Genomic DNA, 21796 nt, shown 5'->3' with positions numbered 1-21796 from the left:
TGTTCGCTTATCTAGGTATTTCCAAAACTGCCATAGTCTAAATCAGCTCTTTTCGTATCAGAACTCTGCTTATAACTACGTCTTAGCCATGCTAATGAAACGACTCCCAATAAGGACACTGCAATTAAATAGATGGCAGGTATTGTCATCCAGCTCATATAATAAATAAGGGTTAACGATATAAATGGAGTGAGGCCTCCGAAGATTGCAAAACCCAGATTATAGCTTACGGCGATGCCGCTATAGCGAATTTGAGTAGGAAATAATTCACTCAATAATCTGGGAGTAATGCCCGCAGAAAAGCCAAGCAAAAGGGCACTTGCAGCAAATGCACCAGCATAAAACTGAGGATAAGAAGCATAATAATAAATATGGGGTATGCCAGCAATGAAGTGCTCAAGGACAGTGCTATCACTAATTTATTTACCTCAATACGGTCTGTCAGATAACCGAAAAAAATAGTTAAACAGAAACCAACGACAATAGCGAGTGTATGCTGCCAGACATAGGCATTGGCAGGTAAATGTAAGACTTTGGAGAAATAAGCAGGTGTAAATAAAAAAAGAGACGTCACAATTACAGCACAAATTGCGGTGATAAATAAACCGACCAGTACGCTGGCGAACTGCTTATTAAATACCACAATGATAGGAAGTTTTTCGACCGCATGTTCCTGTTCAACAGCGACAAATTGCGACGTTTCGTGCAACTCCCTGCGTAATGCAAAGCTCAACAGCCCCAGAACACCCCCTATGATGAATGGAATTCTCCAACCATAAGATTGCATATGCTCTGCAGAAAGCAATGTAGCAATAGTCGCATGTACTATTGAACCTAATTCAACGCACAAAAAATGATGCCGCAGGCAAGACCTTTCTGCTGAGTAAAAGACTCACTGACGTAAGTGATTGCACCAGGAGTTTCACCGCCTATAGATAAGCCTTGAATAATTCGTAAACTAATAATTAAAACTGGTGCCAACATTCCCATGACTGAATAAGAGGGAACCAATCCTAAGCCCAGGGTAGCAAAAGCCATCATCAGTATTGAAACAGTAAAGGTCTCCTTACGCCCTACCCTATCCCCAAAATGACCAAAAACAATGCCCCCCAAAGGCCTTACCAAATAGCCAATGGCAAAGGTAGCAAACGTTATCATTAATCCGGCAATCTCAGAATTACACAGGGGCTGCCGATGAATAGGACAATGGATTTCTCGTTTAAAATCCATTTTTAATGGTCAGATGAAAGAATCGCTATCTCGACAAAGTTTCTTAAGGTCTTGAGCGAGATAGCGCTTCCTTTTATTTATATTTTTTGATTCCGGTTTTGATGGTCTTCCTCTAATTGGTTCCCCAAAGCTTCAGCGCTCTCGACTGCAGCAGAAGTTTTAATTGTAAAGAAGCCTTGATGAAAACCAGCGGAAAAGAATTTTGTTGCCGCATTGCAAATTTTTATGGCAAGATTAGACAAGTAATCTCCCCATCCTAAATCTCTCTGTAGTGCAGGAGTTGCATCCCTGATCAGCTCTTTAACCTTTTGCGGAAAAGATGCCGAATTTTTAGTGGGTTCTTTAACGATATTTTCTTTAAGTTTAATTAAGTCATCATATAATTGTTGAGCTATTCCTTTTGCTGGCTGGTGATGCTCCCCGATAGAAGCAATTTTCTCCTTAAAACCATCTAAAATGCCCTGAACCTCAAGGTTTAACTTCATTGACTTGTTAAAAATCTCTCTGGCATAAGAGTTTTCTGCAAACATCTCCAAAGTTGTATCTTGTAGGGTATGCTCCTGCTCAGGATTATCCTGCTCAAGATCCGTTTCCTGCTCAGGATCATACAGACTTGCTAATTGATCTGCGGTTAGAGACGACAATGGCACAGATATATAGTGGGTTTGTTTCGTTAAAGGACAACAATTATCCACACTCCAACCATCCTCAAAATCTTTTTGGGAACTATAATAAGTAACGCGTGGCTTACCCTGAGGCTCGTCTGGCGTATAAGAAATGACCATTATTCCTGTCTCTGTAGTAATGTCCTCAAAATCTATGGGAGAAGTATTGGTATATTTAGGCATGATAGTCCTTAATTATTAACATTGTGTGGTGTAATTATAGATAATGAATATTAAGGGAACATTATGCTCTTTTAATGCAATGGATTTTAGAGGAAACAGATTACTCGCAAAAACCAATGCCCCACTATATAATGGCTCAAATGATGCGATATGAGAGTTTTTTATGCTTCCCCAAAATGAATTTATGCAAGTCATTGGTAATGAAATAAAAGACCTGTTTCCGAAAGAAAACCCGCAAAAAGTCTGCATGCAGGGAACTTATTGTATTTTGGAACCCTTGGATATTACGAAACATGCAGCGCCATTATTTGATTCACTTTTGATGGATAATGATGGTTCTTCGTGGACTTATTTACCCTATGGTCCCTTTGATTCTTGCGCCGAATTTCAAGAGTGGTTAACTAGTACCACCTCAGAATCGGATACAATGCTTTACGCTATATTAGATAGTAAAAATCAAGCTCCGATTGGAATATGTGGGTATTTGCGCATTAATCCTGAACATGGCGTTATTGAGGTAGGTCATCTCCATTTCTCAAAACTGTTACAAAAAACTCCTGCGGCTACTGAAGCAATGTATTTGATGATGCATTATGCTTTTGAGACTCTGAAATATCGTAGATATGAATGGAAATGTAACTCATTAAATCAAGCATCAAAAGATGCTGCTTTACGATTAGGTTTTACTTACGAAGGTACCTTTAGACAAAGTAATGTTTATAAAAATCGTAATCGTGATACGGCGTGGTTTTCAATTCTGGATCACGAATGGCCCGATTTAAAGGAAAAATTAAAACAATGGTTAGAGCCGAATAACTTTGATAAACAAGGCAATCAAAAAATAAGTTTACGAAATATTTGATAATACAAAAAAAAATAAAGGGAGCCAAGCTCCCTTTATTTTTTTTATCTTGAATTTATTAATCACGTGTACCAACGTATTTATCATCAAAATAACGTCGTAATTTAGTTCTTAAAGTTCCACGACTAATTCCCAGCATAATAGCAGCTCGGGACTGATTATACTTGCAATGTTCCATTACTGCACGAAAGAGAGGGGTCTCAATTTCTTCAAGTACAAACTGGTATAAGTCAACAGGATCAGTTCCCTTAAGCTCTGAAAAATATTTTTGTACTGAGTGAGTTACGCTTTCGGCTAGTGATGCTGTGGTATCCCCCGCATCATTACTGATTGTTGTCATTATTATTAGCTCCTCCTTTTAAAAAAGGTATATTACCGAATTGGGCAATTCGAGACAAGGGTAGAACGGAAAAAACTACATTAAAATTCAATATATACCGTTTATCCCTTTACCGGATGCACATCAAAATTCCTTTCCAAACATATCAGGATAAGCTGCATTGAGCAGCTTATCCCAATCCCAAACAGCTAAAACTATTTCAACATTGCAGGATCAAAAGGTTTTCCATTAACGGAGAATTTACCTTGCTCCAATTTAACTTCGGTTACATAGTCTGAATCCTGACTTGTAATCAGACCATTTTGCTCCATGGCTCCAATTTGTTTGTCAGCTTGCATTGCCGCTAACTGCTCTTGACTTGGTGGAGGTTGGGTCGCTTGAGGTTGACTTCCTTGTTGAGTGCTTTGCATTTGCTGAATCAAAGCTTGCTGCATATCAGGCTGTTTTGACATTTGTTGCATCACTGATTGCTGCATCAGCTGTTTTACTAATATTTTTGGCATTCTCAGCTTTGCATTGCCTTGGATCTTTTGGAGCATCTCAAATGGATTAGAACTATCCCCTTGAGGTAATGAAACAAGCAAATTACCTTCTATTACCCCTTCAGGTATTTTCAAACTTAACTTGGAAATTTCAAACTCAGCGCCCTTGTTAAACAATTTTGGGACTTCGGGAAGCAAAGCCATCATCGCTTTCTGACGCTCTGCATCAGTACCATTTTGCATCGCCGTTGCTTGTTTGTTTATATCTGCCAAAATCTCCGCATCAAGATTACGCAGCGATACTTCAAGCTCTCCGGGGCCATAGTTCAGTCCATTAGCTACTACAGATTTTACAGAAACATTAAAATGAGTGCTAAAGAGTTTGTCTTGGATATCACTATCGGAGCTGACAGTAAAATCTCTGATCTCAAACATCTTTTTATCTTTAACCGTTACATCAAAATTAGGTAAGGAGAACTTTGCATCGCCTAAATAGAGTCCTGCAGGAGTTTGATGTAAATTGAAATCACTTGATACTTGACCCAAAGTCACTTTGGTATCGTCTTTAGACATCGTCATACCATCGATAACGATATCACCCTCGACTCTACCCATATCAGAAGACATCTTCGTCTTGCTGTTCATCCCCATCCAATCAAAATGGCCACCGCCATCTTTAGATATTAATTTAAATGAAGGAAGAGATAATTCCACCGTACTCTTGTTCAAGTAGTTTACAAAAATATTTAAATCTAATTGAGGTTTAGTTGAATCTTTGGAGAATGTCTCATCGAATTTTTGATTGTACTGCTCAGGAAATGCGAATACAGTTTCAGCATAACCCATTCCAAAACGGATGCGATTGTTTGCGTATATGAAAGGACCATGATGGATTTTAACTGGCATTTCCATTTGATAATCTTGGGCTGCAACAGTTTGTGACTTACCGTCGTCACCAGTGACCACACGCTCAGGAATATGCAAACGCCATTTAATTTTGGCATCGGAACTAAACCAACCTCTATTGTATTGCTCTATTTGAGCAAACAATCCATTAGATTGATTAATTACTTCGATATTCTTTTTGATTGTTCTTTCAGTAAGAACCCCCATGCCATAATATCCGCCTAGGATTAAAACAGCCAGGATAATTATTAATCCTGTAAGTTTTTTCATTATTATCTCCATGTTATTAGTTTGCGAGCAGCATTACTCGAGTCCAGCAAAGCGCTGGTCAAAGTATAACAGTAAATAACCTAAGAGTGCGATATTCTATTGCAAGAAGATTGAAACTAAACGAAATAAACACTCCCGCTCAGCACCTTTAAAAATGATGCTGAACGGTCAAATTTGAGCACTATTATGCGTGCTTGACGGGCTTACAGTATGTTTCTTTAACAGTAAATGCTAAAACTAAGGCTACTAAAGAACATAAGGGTAATAATTTTAATCCTGCCTGGAAATCCGAGAGCAATAAAGTTTCAACATTATAGGCGCGAGAACCAGAAACCATGTCAACCAATCGTCCAACCAGGGGTTGTAACAGAGCACCAACAAAAATTGAAGTCATATTAGTGAATGCAATAGAGGTTCCTACTACATTTCTATCATGTAATTCTGTTGAAACAGCGTAAGCAATAGCTACACCAGTATTAGTGACTCCGAAAGCAAAAAATATCAAGTAAGCAGTAGTTTGGCTAAGATTAGGCAAGAAAACAAACAAGGCGGTCAAAACAACACCACAAGCTGCCGAAATAATCATTATCGGTTTGCGACGCCCCATTTTATCAGACAGCCAGCCAGACAAAGGACCGCTGATGCCCCAACCAATAAAAATAAGCCCTGTAGCAAAAGCAGCTGCATGCATTCCTAAACCACGTCCATACTGTAAATAAGCAGGGCCAATAGCTTCACCTATTACCGCAGTAGGTCCAAATAAGAATCCAGCGTATAAAGCATTAAGCCAAGTTTGTCGACTTGATAAGATAATCTTTAAACTTTGCAAAATGCTTACTCGGTTCACCGATCTGACCTCATGTCGGTGCCCGCCTGGTTTATCTTGAATAAATTGATACAGTAACCCAGCCAATGCAATAAAAAGAAAAGCAATAATTAACATGCTGTGGCGCCAGCCTACATTGCTGACCAAAAAAGAAACAGGTGCTTCACCTGCCGCGGCACCCAGCATACCCAAGGATTGGGTTAAACCGGATAACAAACCAAGCATTGTTGGAGGAAACCAGGAAGTAGCGAGTCGAAGAGAACAAACAAAAGCAAAAGCGGCACTAAAACCAATTAGCATACGACCTACTGATGCCATCATTAGTCCATCTGCAAGGCCGAAAACACAGCATCCAAAAGCAGTAACTATAGACATAATGGTTAATAACCAACGGATACTAATGCGATCAACGGTTAGTCCCACAGGTATTTGCATAAAAATATAAGGAACATAAAATGAAGCGGTCAATATGCCAAAGCCAGCCTCATTAATGCCAAAATCCATTTGTAAGTATCGATGCATTACACCCGGAGCAACACGAGCCATATAGTCAGAGAAATAAAATGCAGCTGCCAAGCCCCAAACTAACCAGGCGAATCCCATATAATTCTTACGATTGTAAATTTCTACTGTAGACATATTCATTTTGTTCATAAGTTCTCTACTTATTACCATCCTGATTCGATAACCAATCTAATAAATTTACCATTTTATTAGCTCATCACAGATTATATAAAATTAGAATATATGGCTCTAAAATTACTCTCATGATACTCATACTCCAGAAAAGAAAAAAGACAACACCTAGAGCTGATAAGCAAATTTTAAGCACTGCAACATATTACCAGTGAGCCATATGCCATATTTATTTGAAATCTGATCAATAAATTAGCAAAATCCAGCATACATTATACTGTTGTTGTAAGTTATTTCAACACATACGACGTAAAAGATGACAGAGCTATTTTAGCCTTCTGGCATTACTTTTGTCTCTTTTGCCTACGTGCCGCGCTTTATGTGCGGTATTCAGGTATCTCGCCTCAAAAAAGATAGGGTTGTGTTCTATGGATCTGGTAAATGTCGTGCATAAAGCGGCACGTAGGCATTAACTTCACAAATGGTTGTTGCATACCCATTTCGTCAGAATATATCAGTTCGAAGTGAATTAGCAGGAAATGACGTTCCCAGGATTTAGAGAAGCTACAAAAAAACGGACAGTCTCCAGGCTCGATTTCATTTAATTGTAATTAGCGATACCTACCAGACTCGGTTATAATAGTTCTTTTTTACAAGAAATTCAAAATGAACAGTCTTAATACCGCCATCAAAGAAGCGCTTGAATCTTCCGGAAATTTGAAAGAAGCCAATAAAGCATACCTGGAATTTATTAAAGCTAACTTTATTATTCCAATAGAAAAAAATACCGATGATGAGAACCCTAAAGTATTATTCTTGCAAGACAATGCTGACCTTTTTCTTCCAGTGTTCACCGAAATGCACTATCTTGATGCGTGGGCTGCCGAAATCACTACCGAGATAAAATTACTCAAATTATCAGGAGTGGACTTATTGAAAGGATTAGGAGAAAACGTCACTGTATGTCTGAATATTGGTAGTGACTTTTACAAGGAATTTAATCCTTCAGAAACGGCAAGAATGAGATCCATGGTTTTAAAATTCTTCAAATAAGCAAAGAATTATTCTCCCTGAATCATTTCTAATTCATATCCAATTGAAGAAGCATTAAAGCATGCTCTTCAATTGGATGCGAACATCACGCTACCAGCTCAAGTAACTGATATCCTACTATTGCTGAAGCTGCTATCGCACCACTAATTTCAAAAACTAAAGATAAAAAACTATTTTTATGGCAATATTGTTGATCATTTGCAGAAATTACTTTATCGATATGTACTTCTTGTAGTTCTTCCTCTTCAAGACTATTCATATCAAATAGAGGTTTTTCACCATACGCTCCTGCCCACCAGCCCTCCAGCCATTGTTCCGCTTCTTGAGAGCCTTCTCGGAATGGATTATCTTCCTCAGCCACTTCTAAAACAGCACACTCGTAACCAAAGAGATAACACTCTTCGTAACTTGGATGATCAATGTTAAATCTTAATTTAATGTGTGGTAATAAGGCTGTTGTGTCGTTCATGTTCGTACCCTCTTTTATGGATCCAATATATAGTTGCCTATGTTCAACTGTCTTTACTCCTAGTTCAAAATTAAAGCTCATGCAAAAATTTCATCGTTTCCTAAGATAATTTCTGCACTTAAAACAATTTTACGACTTTATAGTACAGCGTGCTTTCCAAAATAAATTATTTACATTTTTTTGACAAAACTCTTTTTATTTCAGAATAAAAATCAATGCTCTGATTATCGATTTGATTTTATATATAAGGATGCAAGTATTGGGCCAACATTTTTATAAATTTTTTCTGTCACTGTTGGCCCATATCTAATGGCAAATTACCTCTAAAAATATGAAGATAATTTTAGAGTTCCGGCAAATTCTGCCGTTTGAGGAAACGGATAAACAATATAAATAATTTAATCCGGACTTCTTCGAGATAACTTCTTTTTATCTATCTAGGGAGCCAGTCTACGGTGCTTCCAATGCCCTTCCTCTTGATAATATTGAATTCTGTCGTGTAAGCGATTATCACGCCCTTGCCAAAACTCAATTTCATCTGGAATAATCATGTATCCACCCCAGTGACTAGGTCTCATCACTAACTCCAGGTTCTGCTGCTGAATTAAATTGTTTAGAGCCTTCTCCAAAAAATCTCTACTCTGTATTTCCTGACTTTGTGGGGATACTATAGCGCTCAATTGACTTTTAACAGGTCTTGATGAGAAATATTCATCTGATTGTTCTTGGCTCACTTTTTTTACTCGGCCTCTAATCCGAACTTGCCTGGCCATTTGTGGCCAATAAAAATTTATCGCCGCATAAGGGTTATTTTGAATCTGGAGGGCTTTGACACTTTGATAATTGGTGTAGAAAACAAAATTACCATCATGCAAACCTTTTAATAAGACTACTCTCGAGTCAGGACATCCTTTTTCATCAACTGTAGACACCACCATCGCAGTGGGATCATTTTTTTCATTCTTTAAAACATCTTCAAACCACACTTTAAATTGAGCTATAGGATCTTGCGAGGTTGAGTCTTCACTCAAACTCAATTCACCATAATCTCGTCTTATATCTGCAAGAGTTCTGAAATTATTCATAAAACACCATAAAGAGTGAAATACCGAGATAATTATACGCCCAAGAATCACCTAGAAGAAATAATAACTTCATATTCGGTTGAAATTCTAAAGGAATAGGAATAAAAAAGGAGAGCCCAACAAACAGAGTGATATGACCATTGGCAAAAACCCATGGAATACGTTAATAATTATAAAGTTAAGCCAAGCAGACGTATCTTCTAAATAAGTCCGGAAAATGTCATCACGGACAGCTTGAGATATCTCCTGAAAATGGCTCTGCTCCTTAATCTGGAGTTCGGGGTGACATAGTTTAATCAGGTTATTGAGAAGTTACAGGCAGACAAAATAATTAAAGGATGATTATGGATAGAAACATGTCACTTTTGGTCACACTTAATAATACTCAAGTCCTGGCCAAGCTAGACAGCTCGCAACAAGGACTTAGCAATGCAGCAGCAAAAGAAAGACAACTGTTATATGGTAAGAATGAACTGGCTCACAAACCTTATCAAGCAGTTATTCTGGAGGCGATTTCTCACGCGATTAATCCGCTGGTAATTATTTTATTTATAGCGGCCTTAATATCGGCTTTTACCGGAAATATGATAAATGCGAATATTATTATTACGATAATAGTATTCAGTGTGGGTTTGGATTATTTACAAAGTCACAAAGCCCTTGTTGCTATAAAAAAACTACAGCAACAAATTACCACATCTGCAACCGTCATGCGTGATGGTTATTGGACGGAAGTACCCTGTAATCAACTTGTCCCAGGCGATATAATTCGCTTTGTAGCAGGGAATTTAGTACCTGCAGACTCTTTATTATTAACGGCAAAAGATCTCCATGTACATCAATCTGCGCTTACAGGTGAATCCCTTCCTGTTGAAAAAGAATCCATTCCGGAAGATAAAATTCTCAAAAATCCGGTAGAGGCAAAAAACGCAATTTTTTCAGGATCGTCTATTATCAACGGCGTAGCTACGGCAGTTATAGTCAATACTGGTAGTAACACCTTATTTGGTCAAATAGCAGAAAGCTTAAAAAAAGCGCCGCCTCGTACTGAATTTGAAAAAGGTACCATGCGCTTTGGCGCCTTTATTATGAAGGCGGTATTTTTTCTAGTGATTTTTGTTTTTTCCGTAAATATTTACCTTAAACGTTCGTTAATTGAATCATTATTATTTGCAGTTGCTCTTGCTGTGGGACTTACTCCTGAATTGTTACCAATGATTACCACGGTTACTTTAGCTGCAGGTGCTGCTCATATGGCCAGAAAAAAAGTAATAGTCAAAAATTTATCCGCCATCCAAAACTTCGGTAGCATTGATGTATTGTGCAGCGATAAAACGGGTACGTTAACCAGCGGAGAAATGGCTCTCGATCAATACACCGATCCCTTTGGAAAAAAGGACGAGCATGTGCTGTTGTTGGCGTATCTTACCAGTTTATTTGGTACTGGAGTTTCTAATCCATTCAATAAGGCCGTATTAAAAAAAACATCCATCAATCCCCTTGATATTGCCATTTTAAAACACGATCATCCAAGCGTACAAAAATATAATAAACTTGATGAGGTTCCTTTCGATTTTGAACGGCGCCGCTCCAGTGTTGTAGTTGATAAAAATGAACATCATTTATTAATAACCAAAGGAGCTCCCGAGTATGTATTGAAGGTATGTACCACTTATGACAATGACGGTAAAACGTCAATATTAAATGATGAGACGCTCAAACAATTCAACTCCTTTTTCGCGTCTTTAAGCCAACAAGGCTACCGAGTTTTAGGGGTTGCTTACAAGAAACTGGAATGCACTCAAATATCCTATAATGCTGAAGATGAACAAGAAATGATATTTGCCGGATTTCTTGCTTTCAGTGATCCACCACTCAGTAATATTCCAAAAGTGATAAAAAAGCTAAATCATCAAGGGGTTAAGGTAAAAATAATCACCGGCGATAATGATTTAGTGGCAACGCACGTATGTAAGCAAGTTGGGCTTGATGTGAGTCGAATTGTACTTGGTGAGGAGTTAGATAGAATTAGTGATTCTGCCTTAGGTAAAGTAGCTGAAGAAACCGAGATCTTTGCCCGTATTTCTCCAGCTCAGAAACAACGAATCATCATTGCACTAAAAACACGGGGACACGTAGTGGGTTATCTGGGCGATGGAATTAATGATGCCCCTTCATTACATAGTGCTGATGTGGGGATTTCCGTAGCGGGTGCTGTTGATATTGCCCGGGAATCAGCCGATATTATTTTATTAAAGCAAGATTTAAGTGTATTACTAAATGGAATTATTGAAGGTCGTAAATCCTTTGGCAATGTCATGAAGTATCTCATGATGGGGACCAGCTCAAATTTTGGTAATATGCTAAGTATGGCAGGCGCTGTTTTGTTTTTGCCTTTTTTACCCATGCTCCCTGTACAAATCCTGCTGAATAATTTGCTTTATGATACTTCGCAAATCACCATCCCTACTGATAACGTCGATAGCAGCTTTATTAAAAAGCCCAAGCATTGGAATATCGATGTTATTAAGAAATTCATGTTTTTTATAGGACCGATTAGTTCTCTTTTCGACTTCATTACTTTTTATGTCATGTTGAACGTCTTTGCTGCTTCTGAAGCTTTATTTCAAACAGGTTGGTTTGTCGAGTCTCTAGCAACTCAAACATTAGTTATTTTTGTGATCCGAACAGCTAAAACCCCTTGGCAAAGCAAACCCAGTTTGTCATTAACCCTGATGGTACTTACTATAGTTAGTATTGGCGTTTTATTGCCCTTTAGTCCTTTAGCTAAGTATTGGGGATTTGTACCACTACCGCCCATGTATTTTCTTTTTCTTACTAGTGCAACTGTACTCTACCTGGGTTTGGTAGAAATTATTAAAAAGAAGTTAATGTGGCGATGGTTAGAAAACCGGTAGGAAAAACCAAAATACTGATGAGAGATAGATACAGAAGTCTGAATGCAAGCCCGCAAAACACCAGGTACTGCGGGCTAAATTAAAGATTACCAGCCAGTTACTTCGGCAATCGCATCTCCTAAATCAGCAGGAGAACGCACTGTTCTTACCCCTGCAGCTTCAAGAGCGGCATATTTTTCAGCTGCAGTTCCTTTACCACCGGAGATAATTGCTCCAGCATGCCCCATACGCTTTCCAGCAGGTGCGGTAACTCCAGCGATATAAGAAACAACGGGTTTGCTTATATTCGATTTGATGTACTCTGCAGCTTCTTCCTCAGCTGAACCACCAATCTCTCCAACCATAATAATAGCTTGGGTTTGCGGATCTTTTTCAAATAACGCTAAAGCATCAATAAAATTAGTTCCGGGAATGGGATCGCCACCTATTCCTATACAAGTACTTTGGCCAAAGCCTTTATCGGTAGTTTGTTTGACTGCTTCATAAGTCAGCGTGCCTGAACGTGAAACGATACCCACTTTTCCAGGTAAATGAATTGAGCCAGGCATGATACCTATTTTGCATTCTCCAGGAGTAATAATTCCAGGACAGTTAGGGCCAATCAAACGTGCTTCAGTATTATTTTCCAGATACACTTTTACTTGTAACATGTCTAATACAGGCACGCCTTCAGTAATACACACAATCAGTTTAATACCAGCTTCTGCTGCTTCCAGGATGGAATCTTTACAGAATGGAGCTGGAACATAAATCACACTGGCATCAGCCCCAGTTGCCTCCACAGCCTCACGCATGGTATTGAATACAGGTAAATCCAGGTGCAACTGACCACCTTTGCCCGGTGTAACCCCACCAACCATACGTGTTCCATAGGCAATTGCTTGCTCTGAATGATACGTACCTTGTTTACCCGTAAACCCCTGACATAATACTTTGGTTTGTTTATTAACTAATACACTCATTGTTAACCTCGAAATTTAATAGCGTTATTGCATCAACTAACTGTTAGCCACTTTTTAATGAATTTGGCAACCACGTATTTTTTGTTGGGCCAATAGCCCAACAACACCCTTGATGCAACACAATAAATAATTAAGCGACCGCTGCGACAATTTTCTTCGCCGCATCAGTTAAACTCGTTGCAGCAATGACGTTCAAATCACTTTTATTTAAAATATCAGCGCCTAATTGAGCATTATTACCTTCAAGTCTGACTACCACCGGAATTTTTACATCCACTTCTTTAACCGCAGCAAGAATTCCATCAGCAATGAGATCACAGCGAACGATACCACCAAAAATATTCACTAAAATACCTTTGACTTTTTCATCAGATAAAATAATTTTTAATGCTTCACTCACTCTTTCTTTTGTAGCGCCGCCTCCTACATCGAGGAAGTTTGCTGGTTCACCGCCATGAAGTTTAATCACGTCCATTGTTGCCATGGCCAAACCAGCACCATTGACCATGCAGCCTATGGTTCCATCAAGAGGGATATAATTTAATTCCCAGTCACTGGCACGATTTTCGCGATCGTCTTCCTGAGTCGTATCACGCATGCTCTTTAATTTGGGTTGTCTGTATAAAGCATTTCCATCTATATTAATTTTGCCATCCAGACAAAGCAGCTGACCTGAGTTAGTCACTACCAATGGGTTAATTTCTAATAAACTTAAATCACATTCCACAAACATTTTACCCAAGCCCATCATCAATTGAGTAAATTGTTTAATCTGATCATCCTTCAAGCCCAGCTTAAATGCTGTTTCGCGACATTGAAAAGGCATCACACCAACTAAAGGATCGACGATTACTTTGAATATTTTCTCTGGACTTTCTTCAGCAACTTTTTCTATCTCAACGCCGCCCTCAGTAGAAGCCATGATCACTACGCGCCGAGTCGCTCTATCAACAACAGCGCCAAGATATAACTCTCTGGCGATGTCACAAGTCTCTTCAACTAATACGGCATTAACCGGCTGACCATGCGCATCAGTTTGATAAGTGACCAAACGTGTTCCCAGTAATGCTTTAGTAACTGCAGCAAGTTCATCTTTAGTAGAAACTATTTTAACTCCGCCAGCCTTCCCTCGACCACCAGCATGAACCTGAGCTTTCACTACCCATTTAGGAGTTGATAATTGAGATGCTACCTGTATTGCATCTTCAACATTATAAGCAACTTCGCCACGAGGAGTAGGCAAGCCGTAGCTCGCGAATAGTTGCTTGGCTTGATATTCATGTAAATTCATTGTAATTACCTTTCTAAAAAAGCAAAACCCGTTAACACGGGTCTGGCAGTTAAACGTGATTATTAAACATTAAGTAAAAGACGAGCCGGATCTTCTAATAATTCTTTAACACTCACCAAAAATTGTACTGAGTCTTTGCCATCAATTAAACGATGATCATAAGATAAGGCCACATACATCATAGGACGAATAACCACTTGTCCTTTCTCTGCTACAGGTCGATCTTCAATTTTATGCATCCCTAAAATACCTGTTTGGGGAGGATTGATGATTGGAGTAGCTAATAAAGAACCAAATACACCACCATTGGTAATAGTAAATGTCCCCCCTTGCATTTCTTCCATGGATAATTTACCTGATCTAGCCTTTGCTGCAGCATCATTTATGGCTAGTTCGATCTCTGCCATGCTCATTTGATCTGCATCTCTAATTACCGGAACGACTAATCCTCTCTCAGTAGATACGGCAATACCAATATCATAGAAACCATGATAAACAACATCCTGGCCATCTATAGATGCATTGACAGCTGGAAAACGCTTTAAGGACTCAACAACAGCTTTAGTGAAAAAGGACATGAAGCCTAATTTTACACCATGTTTTTTCTCAAAACTATCTTTGTACTGAGCACGCATGTCCATCACTGCTTTTAGATTGACTTCATTAAAAGTAGTAAGCATAGCTGCATTATGTTGCGCTTGTAATAAACGCTCTGCAATTTTAGCTCTTAACCGCGTCATAGGAACGCGTCGCTCTTCGCGAGCTCCCATAGGCGTAGCTACAACAGGTTGATCTTTTTTAGTATCAGCAGGTTTAGCGGATTTTTCTCTATTGGATTCTATATAGGAAATAACATCTTCTTTAGTAATCCTTCCTTCTTTACCAGTACCTTGAATTTGCCCAGGCTGTAAGTCATTTTCCGCCAACATCCGTCGCACTACAGGGCTGGTAGATTTATCTTCACTGGCACTTACAGGCTCTTTAGCAGCAGCCTTCTCTTCTTTTGCCGGAGAAGAACTGGCAGCAGAAGCGCCTTCAGTAATTTTTGCCAATAATTGACCTGAATTTACAGTATCTCCGACCTGGAACAGTATTTCAGAGAGAACTCCATCAGCAGGAGCGGGAACTTCAAGCACGACTTTATCTGTTTCCAGATCCACTAAATTCTCATCGCGAGTTACTTTATCACCCACTTTTTTATGCCATGCGGCTATAGTGGCATCAGCTACTGACTCGGGCAGAACAGGTACTTTGACTTCAATAGACATGGTTATACCTTCTCATTTTATATTGTTTAAACTTATGTAAAAATCGGTATTTACTCTCTGATGATGAGTAGATACAAACTTATTTATTATCCAATAAAGCTTGCTCAACTAAAGCATTTTGTTGTTGTGCATGCAGTGCAGGGCTTCCTACAGCTGGAGCAGCAGCAAACTCTCTACCTGCGTAAACCAAGGTTTGTTCTGGACGCAGACAATCTTTCATATTATGCTGAGAAGAGAACCAAACCCCCTGATTTTTAGGCTCTTCCTGGCACCAAACTACTTCTTTAGCTTTTGGATATTTATTTAATTCAGCAATTAGCGCTTTCTTGGGAAATGGATATAATTGCTCGATTCGCACTATGGCTACATGATCCAATTTCTTGTCACGGCGCATTTGCAACAAATCATAATAAACCTTACCACAACATAACACCACTTTTTTGACTTTCTGTTCTTCTATAGCATCAATTTCTGGAATGACCGTATAAAATTTGCCTTTTCTTAAATCTTCCAAAGGAGAAACAGCCAATTTATGCCGTAATAAACTTTTGGGTGTCATTATAATTAATGGCTTGCGGAAATTACGGATGGCCTGTCGGCGTAATAAATGAAAAATTTGCGCCGGTGTTGTTGGGGTACAAACCTGCATATTATGCTGAGCGCAAAGTTGCATGTAACGCTCTAAGCGTGCAGATGAGTGTTCAGGTCCTTGCCCTTCATAACCATGAGGCAGCATCATTACTAAACCACATAATCTGCCCCATTTTTGCTCACCAGAACTAATAAATTGATCAATTACAACTTGAGCCCCATTCGCAAAATCACCAAATTGAGCCTCCCACATCACTAAATAAGATGGCTCAGAAGAAGCAAATCCGTATTCAAAAGCTAATACTGCTTCTTCAGATAGTACTGAATCGATTACCGCAAATGATCTTTTGGGGTTGGTGGATATTTTTTCTAATGGAGTGTAAGTTTCACCGGTTTCTACATCATGCAAAACAGCATGTCGGTGAGCAAAGGTGCCACGTCCACAATCTTGACCAGATAATCGAACACCATAACCTTCCTGCAATAAGCTGGCATAGGCCATAGTCTCTGCATAACCCCAATTCATCGGGATTTCACCCTCGGTCATTTTCTCACGTTCGTTTAATAAACGCTGGACAACAGGATGCAACTCGAAACCATCGGGCAGGATACTCAATTGTTTCGTCAATTTTTGTAATTCAGTCTTGCTAATGGTGGTATCGACCTTATCTGTCCATTTCGCATTGATGTACGGTGTCCAGTCTATAGACAATTTTCCTTCATAATTTTCATGAACAACATTCACCACCGATTTACCCTGATCCAAACTATCTCTATAGTCATTAACTAACTGTTCTGCATCTTTATTAGTTAACAAACCTGCATTAACTAATCGTTCAGCATAAATTTCACGCAAAGGGCGCATGGATTTAATTTTTTTATACATTGTTGGTTGAGTCACCGCCGGTTCATCGGCTTCATTATGACCATTCCGTCTGTAACAAACGAGATCAATAACTACATCTCGCTTAAATTTCATTCTGAAATTAAAAGCGATTTGAGTTGCAAAAACCACTGCTTCAGGATCATCACCATTTACATGAAGAACTGGAGCCTGAACCATTTTAGCTACATCGGTACAATAGAGGGTCGAACGCGCATCAATAGGATTACTGGTGGTGAAGCCTATTTGATTGTTAATTACTATATGAATAGTACCGCCAGTGGAATAACCGCGAGCCTGCGAAAAATTAAAGGTTTCCATAACCACACCCTGACCTGCAAACGCCGCATCTCCATGAATAACAATGGGAACAACAGTTTCTTTTTTCAGCAAGTCATTGCGACGGTTCAATCGAGAACGCACTGAGCCCTCTACCACCGGACCAATAATTTCTAAATGGGATGGATTAAAAGCTAAAGCCAAATGTAATATAGCTCCGGATTCTGTTTTGATATCAGAGGAAAAACCTAAATGATACTTCACATCCCCGGTACGATCGTATTTGACCTTTCCTTCAAACTCTTGAAATAAGTCTCCTGGTTCTTTACCAAGTACATTAACCAATACGTTTAATCGGCCTCGATGTGCCATTCCGATTACTAACTCTTTTACTCCATCTTCGCCGGCCCGATTAATAATTTCCTTCATCATGGGAATTAATGAATCGCCCCCTTCAAGAGAAAAACGCTTTTGTCCAACATATCGGGTACCCAAATAACGCTCCAGACCGTCTGCTGCAATCAAGTCCTTTAAGATCTCAAGCTTTTTTGTTGTGGAAAAAGTGGCTCGTCCACGTGCTGACTCCATTTGCTGCTGTAACCATTCTGTTTCTTTAACATCAGAGATGTGCATGTATTCGATACCAATACTGCCACAATAAGTGTCTCGAAGTGCCTGGTATATTTCACCCAAAGTCATTTCTGGACCATTAAAGCTGGTACCAGCAAAAAACTTACGATTCTTATCTGTTTTATCCAAATGATGGTAAGCCAATTCCAGACTGGGTACAGGTACCCGTTCAGTCATCTCTAGGGGATCAAGTTGTGCCGCATGATGTCCTAAGGCCCTAAAATCATTAATCAAATTCGCAATCTGATATTGCTGACTATCACTTGATTGAATAACTGGACTGATTTTCTTATTTGCGTTCTGCAAAAAATAATCACGAATATCTCTATGAGAGATTTCTTTAGTTGCCCCGTTAACTTTGGGCAAGGCGCTAAAAACAGCCTTCCAATCGTCCGAAACTGATTCAGGATCAGCAAGATAATCCTCGTAAAGACTATCAACGTAAGCCATACTTCCACCAGACAAATAGGAAGAAGCCCATTCATTTTGCAGATCGGAACTGCTCATTATTTTCTCCAAACGGTTTACCCAAGTCTCACGTCATAAGGCCAACGAAATCTCATTAAACTTATCCCTCATACTTTAGCTAATCCATTTCTGATAGAGCATAATGCACCCAGAGAAGGATTCCCACCTTAGTGGGAAGGACAATACTCATTTAACTTATGGCAATGACTCAGATATTAGCTGAGTAACAAAAAAATTATATATTAAGTTTCCTGCGTCAACATTTGTGTGCGAATTTTGGCAATCGCTTGCGATGGATTGAGTCCTTTCGGGCATACATTCGTGCAATTCATAATAGTACGACAACGGAATACACTAAATGGATCTTGTAATTTATCCAAACGGTGTTCTGTTGCTTTATCACGACTGTCTGCTAAAAATCGCCTTGCTTGTAACAGTCCAGCAGGGCCAACAAATTTTTCCGGATTCCACCAGAATGATGGACATGAGCTTGTGCAACAAGCACATAAAATACACTCATAAAGTCCATCCAGTTGAGCTCGCTCTTCAGGAGATTGTAACCGTTCCTGAGCGGGGGCGACCTCATCATTTTGCAAATAGGGCTCTATACGCTCATATTGCTGATAGAACTGCGACATATCAACTGCTAAATCACGTATCACCGGAAACCCTGGTAATGGGCGAATCACGATTTTATCTGTCTTTAAATCTGAAACGTGAGTGATGCAAGCCAATCCATTGGTTCCATTGATATTCATACCATCAGAACCACATACCCCTTCTCGACATGATCTTCTATAAGTTATCGATGAATCCTGTTCTGCCTTCAAGCGCTCCAGCAAAGTGAGCAGCATGGGATCGCTTTTAGCAGGTATTGCCAGCTCATAATCTTTCATATAAGGCTCTGCATCCACCTCAGGATTATAGCGATAAATTGACAGGATTAAATTTCTACTATCGGCCATGATATATCCTCTTTAGTAAACGCGTTCTTTCGGCTCTAAAGGCTCGACATGTTTAGGTGACGTATTCACAGGACGATAATCGATTACCTCACCTTCCTCAAAATACAATGTATGTTTAATCCAGTTCGCATCATCTCGTGCTGGGAAATCTTCCCGACTGTGTGCTCCCCGGCTTTCTGTTCGAGCAATTGCCGATTGTGCCGTAGCATAAGCTGTTGCCATTAAATTATCTAATTCTAAAGCACCGACACGCTCTGTATTAAAAGTATGACTTTTATCATCCAATTTGGCATGAGCCAAGCGCTCACGCAGCGCTTGCAAGCGTTTTAAACCGGAAGCCATTACCTCTCCTGTTCGGAACACGCCAAAATCTTCTTGCATTACTCGTTGCATTTCATCACGAATCACTGCAGGACTATCACCATCTTTTGATTGCTCCCAACGGCCGTAACGAACCAAAGAGGCAGCAATATCATCTTCGCTGATATAAGGCATATCCGGTAATTGATTTGACTGCCATAACTCTTCTACATGTAGGCCTGCGGCTCGACCAAAAACAACCAAATCCAACAAAGAATTACCACCTAAACGATTAGCACCGTGCACTGAAACACAAGCACACTCACCGACAGCGTATAAACCTTCTACCACATGTTCTTCACCATTACTTTTGGTAATTACTTGTCCGTACATATTCGTCGGTATTCCACCCATACTGTAATGGCAGGTGGGAACAACGGGTATAGGTTCTAAAATAGGATCTACGCCAGCGAACTTCATAGAAAGCTCACGAATCCCTGGAAGACGTTTCATAATAAGATCCGCCCCCAAGTGATCCAACTTGAGTTTGACATGATCGATACCTTTAGGATCAAAACCTTTACCAGCACGAATCTCCAAAGCCATCGAACGAGCTACCACGTCGCGTGATGCCAAATCTTTAACGCGAGGCGCGTAACGTTCCATAAAACGCTCGCCGTCTTTGTTAATTAAATAGCCCCCTTCACCACGACAGCCTTCAGTTACCAAAGTACCAGCTCCAGCTATTCCGGTTGGATGGAATTGCCACATTTCCATATCCTGCAATGGGATACCCGCTCTTAAAGCCATCCCAAAGCCGTCGCCAGTATTAATGAATGCATTGGTTGTCGATTGGTAAATACGGCCAGCGCCACCAGTAGCAAGAATACAGACACGTGTTTGAAAGAACACAACTTCACCGGACTCAATATTCATTGCGGTAACACCGGCAATGTGTCCGTGAGAGTCTCTAACAAAATCAAGAGCATACCACTCACTAAACACGTGCGTTTTTGCCTTTAAATTTTGCTGATACAGAGTATGTAATAAGGCGTGGCCTGTTCTATCTGCCGCAGCACAAGTCCGAGCTGCTTGTTCGCCGCCAAAATTCTTTGACTGACCGCCGAATTGACGCTGATAAATTTTACCATTATCCATGCGTGAAAAAGGCAGGCCCATATGCTCTAACTCATAGACGGCTTCAGGTCCAGTTTTACACAGATACTCAATACAGTCCTGATCACCAATATAATCTGCTCCTTTAACGGTATCGTACATATGCCAACGCCAATCATCTTCATGAGCATTGCCAAGCGCCGAAGTAATTCCACCTTGAGCTGAAACAGTATGAGAACGAGTTGGAAATACTTTAGATAAGAGAGCGACCTTTAAACCGGAATTAGCCATCTGCAATGCTGCGCGCATTCCAGCGCCACCAGCACCAATAATTACTGCATCAAATGTGTTACGTGCAATTGCCATGCTCATTGTCCCCAAACGATCATTAAGCCCCAAATAAACTGACTAAGGAGCCATAAAACAACCACCAATTGTACTGATACGCGTATAGCAGTACAGTTGATATAATCTGTAGTTACTGTCCAAATACCTATCCAGGCATGCAATGAAAGTGCTAATAACCCAATTGCTGTTGCAATCTGGAACACATGATTGGCAAACAATTCATGCCATTGTGCAAAATTTAAATCAGGGTGTAAGAGTAAGAAAACAAATAAAAAAATGGTATACACTGCAAAATATACTGCAGTAGCTCGTTGAATCAACCAATCTTTTAACCCATTACCTGTTAAACTGGTGACATTATTTACCATATCCAAATTCCTAGAAAGAGTGTCAAAATAACAGAAAGAACGATAACAAAAAGAGCGCTGAGGCGTGCTGTCTTAAGATGCTCCCCAAACCCCATATCCATAATAAGATGCCTTATTCCAGCAAGTACATGGTAAAACATGGCGGCGCTAAAAGCCCATAATGCTAATTTATAATAAGGACTGTTTAACATGGATTTGGTCTGTGCAAAAACCTCTTCGGATTGCAAAGACTTTCCAAGAATAAATAACATAACGGGGAGCAGTATAAATAATACTAGCCCTGAAATCCTATGTAATATAGAAGCAATAGCCATAGGAGGAAATTTCAAACTACCTAAATCAAGATTAACCGGTCTTTTCTTGTTCACTATTTGTTTCTTCCTCATGAAAATGTTTTAAATA

Annotated in this window: 19 protein-coding genes; 3 read left to right on the top strand and 16 right to left on the bottom strand. The window is 39.6% G+C overall.

Annotated elements, in window-relative coordinates; translation table 11 throughout:
- Window positions 1-271: 271 nt before the first annotated feature.
- From LOX96_RS14215 to LOX96_RS14205, 3 genes are all read right to left on the bottom strand, one after another.
- Window positions 272-850 carry an MFS transporter gene (locus LOX96_RS14215; protein WP_250423218.1) on the bottom strand — a complete coding sequence of 193 codons (579 nt, stop codon included), beginning with the start codon at window positions 848-850 and terminating at the stop codon, window positions 272-274.
- On the bottom strand, window positions 835-1230 hold the full coding sequence (locus tag LOX96_RS14210) for an MFS transporter (RefSeq protein WP_250423216.1): 396 nt from the start codon (window positions 1228-1230) through the stop codon (window positions 835-837). The genes LOX96_RS14215 and LOX96_RS14210 overlap by 16 nt, the downstream gene beginning before the upstream one ends.
- 77 nt (window positions 1231-1307) lie before the next feature.
- Entirely contained in the window at window positions 1308-2078 is a 771-nt protein-coding gene (locus tag LOX96_RS14205) for a hypothetical protein (protein ID WP_250423214.1), read from the bottom strand.
- Between the two features lie 163 nt (window positions 2079-2241).
- On the opposite strand from LOX96_RS14205, the gene LOX96_RS14200 reads away from it, so the two are divergent.
- Complete coding sequence (locus LOX96_RS14200) at window positions 2242-2940, top strand: GNAT family N-acetyltransferase (protein WP_250423212.1); 699 nt, start codon at window positions 2242-2244, stop codon at window positions 2938-2940.
- 58 nt (window positions 2941-2998) lie between these two features.
- Here the strand turns inward: LOX96_RS14200 and LOX96_RS14195 are convergent, their stop codons facing one another.
- The 3 genes from LOX96_RS14195 to LOX96_RS14185 all read right to left on the bottom strand — a co-directional run bounded on the left by LOX96_RS14195 (window position 2999) and on the right by LOX96_RS14185 (window position 6409).
- Window positions 2999-3280, bottom strand: a complete 282-nt coding sequence (locus tag LOX96_RS14195) for a helix-turn-helix domain-containing protein (RefSeq protein ID WP_018576070.1) — start codon at window positions 3278-3280, stop codon at window positions 2999-3001.
- Window positions 3281-3474: 194 nt separating this feature from the next.
- Window positions 3475-4938, bottom strand: coding sequence for a YdgA family protein (locus tag LOX96_RS14190; protein WP_250423210.1), 1464 nt, complete (start codon window positions 4936-4938; stop codon window positions 3475-3477).
- Between the two features lie 184 nt (window positions 4939-5122).
- The gene (locus LOX96_RS14185) at window positions 5123-6409 is read right to left on the bottom strand and encodes an MFS transporter (protein WP_250423276.1); all 1287 of its coding nucleotides are present in this window, start codon (window positions 6407-6409) and stop codon (window positions 5123-5125) included.
- A gap of 657 nt (window positions 6410-7066) precedes the next feature.
- Here LOX96_RS14185 and LOX96_RS14180 point away from each other — a divergent pair.
- Complete coding sequence (locus LOX96_RS14180; protein WP_250423208.1) at window positions 7067-7453, top strand: SseB family protein; 387 nt, start codon at window positions 7067-7069, stop codon at window positions 7451-7453.
- An 85-nt stretch (window positions 7454-7538) separates the two neighbouring features.
- Here LOX96_RS14180 and LOX96_RS14175 read toward each other — a convergent pair whose 3' ends face one another.
- Window positions 7539-7922 carry a transmission trait enhancer LetE gene (locus tag LOX96_RS14175; RefSeq protein ID WP_250423206.1) on the bottom strand — a complete coding sequence of 128 codons (384 nt, stop codon included), beginning with the start codon at window positions 7920-7922 and terminating at the stop codon, window positions 7539-7541.
- A gap of 437 nt (window positions 7923-8359) precedes the next feature.
- The gene (gene pdxH, locus LOX96_RS14170) at window positions 8360-9007 is read right to left on the bottom strand and encodes a pyridoxamine 5'-phosphate oxidase (RefSeq protein ID WP_250423204.1); all 648 of its coding nucleotides are present in this window, start codon (window positions 9005-9007) and stop codon (window positions 8360-8362) included.
- 356 nt (window positions 9008-9363) lie between these two features.
- Between pdxH and mgtA the strand changes: the two genes are divergently transcribed.
- Window positions 9364-11925, top strand: a complete 2562-nt coding sequence (gene mgtA / locus LOX96_RS14165) for a magnesium-translocating P-type ATPase (protein WP_250423202.1) — start codon at window positions 9364-9366, stop codon at window positions 11923-11925.
- A gap of 86 nt (window positions 11926-12011) precedes the next feature.
- Here the strand turns inward: mgtA and sucD are convergent, their stop codons facing one another.
- The 8 genes from sucD to sdhC all read right to left on the bottom strand — a co-directional run bounded on the left by sucD (window position 12012) and on the right by sdhC (window position 21762).
- Window positions 12012-12887 (bottom strand): succinate--CoA ligase subunit alpha, encoded by an 876-nt coding sequence (gene sucD / locus LOX96_RS14160; RefSeq protein ID WP_250423201.1) that lies wholly within the window; start codon window positions 12885-12887, stop codon window positions 12012-12014.
- 130 nt (window positions 12888-13017) lie between these two features.
- Window positions 13018-14178: an ADP-forming succinate--CoA ligase subunit beta gene (gene sucC / locus LOX96_RS14155; RefSeq protein ID WP_250423199.1), complete on the bottom strand. Its 1161-nt coding sequence runs from the start codon at window positions 14176-14178 to the stop codon at window positions 13018-13020.
- Between the two features lie 62 nt (window positions 14179-14240).
- Complete coding sequence (odhB, locus tag LOX96_RS14150) at window positions 14241-15446, bottom strand: 2-oxoglutarate dehydrogenase complex dihydrolipoyllysine-residue succinyltransferase (RefSeq protein WP_250423197.1); 1206 nt, start codon at window positions 15444-15446, stop codon at window positions 14241-14243.
- A 79-nt stretch (window positions 15447-15525) separates the two neighbouring features.
- Window positions 15526-18336, bottom strand: a complete 2811-nt coding sequence (locus LOX96_RS14145) for a 2-oxoglutarate dehydrogenase E1 component (protein WP_250423195.1) — start codon at window positions 18334-18336, stop codon at window positions 15526-15528.
- 203 nt (window positions 18337-18539) lie between these two features.
- Window positions 18540-19262 carry a succinate dehydrogenase iron-sulfur subunit gene (locus tag LOX96_RS14140; protein WP_250423193.1) on the bottom strand — a complete coding sequence of 241 codons (723 nt, stop codon included), beginning with the start codon at window positions 19260-19262 and terminating at the stop codon, window positions 18540-18542.
- A 12-nt stretch (window positions 19263-19274) separates the two neighbouring features.
- Window positions 19275-21044, bottom strand: coding sequence for a succinate dehydrogenase flavoprotein subunit (gene sdhA / locus LOX96_RS14135; protein ID WP_250423191.1), 1770 nt, complete (start codon window positions 21042-21044; stop codon window positions 19275-19277).
- Window positions 21045-21046: 2 nt separating this feature from the next.
- Window positions 21047-21394 (bottom strand): succinate dehydrogenase, hydrophobic membrane anchor protein, encoded by a 348-nt coding sequence (gene sdhD, locus LOX96_RS14130; RefSeq protein ID WP_250423189.1) that lies wholly within the window; start codon window positions 21392-21394, stop codon window positions 21047-21049.
- Window positions 21388-21762 carry a succinate dehydrogenase, cytochrome b556 subunit gene (gene sdhC, locus LOX96_RS14125; RefSeq protein ID WP_250423187.1) on the bottom strand — a complete coding sequence of 125 codons (375 nt, stop codon included), beginning with the start codon at window positions 21760-21762 and terminating at the stop codon, window positions 21388-21390. Before sdhC ends, sdhD begins: the two co-directional genes overlap by 7 nt.
- Window positions 21763-21796: the final 34 nt, after the last annotated feature.

It is taken from the genome of Legionella maioricensis (genome assembly GCF_023618015.1).
Lineage (GTDB): Bacteria > Pseudomonadota > Gammaproteobacteria > Legionellales > Legionellaceae > Legionella > Legionella maioricensis.
The sequence above is the reverse complement of the archived record's forward strand: the minus strand, read 5'-3'. Positions and strand labels throughout refer to the sequence as shown.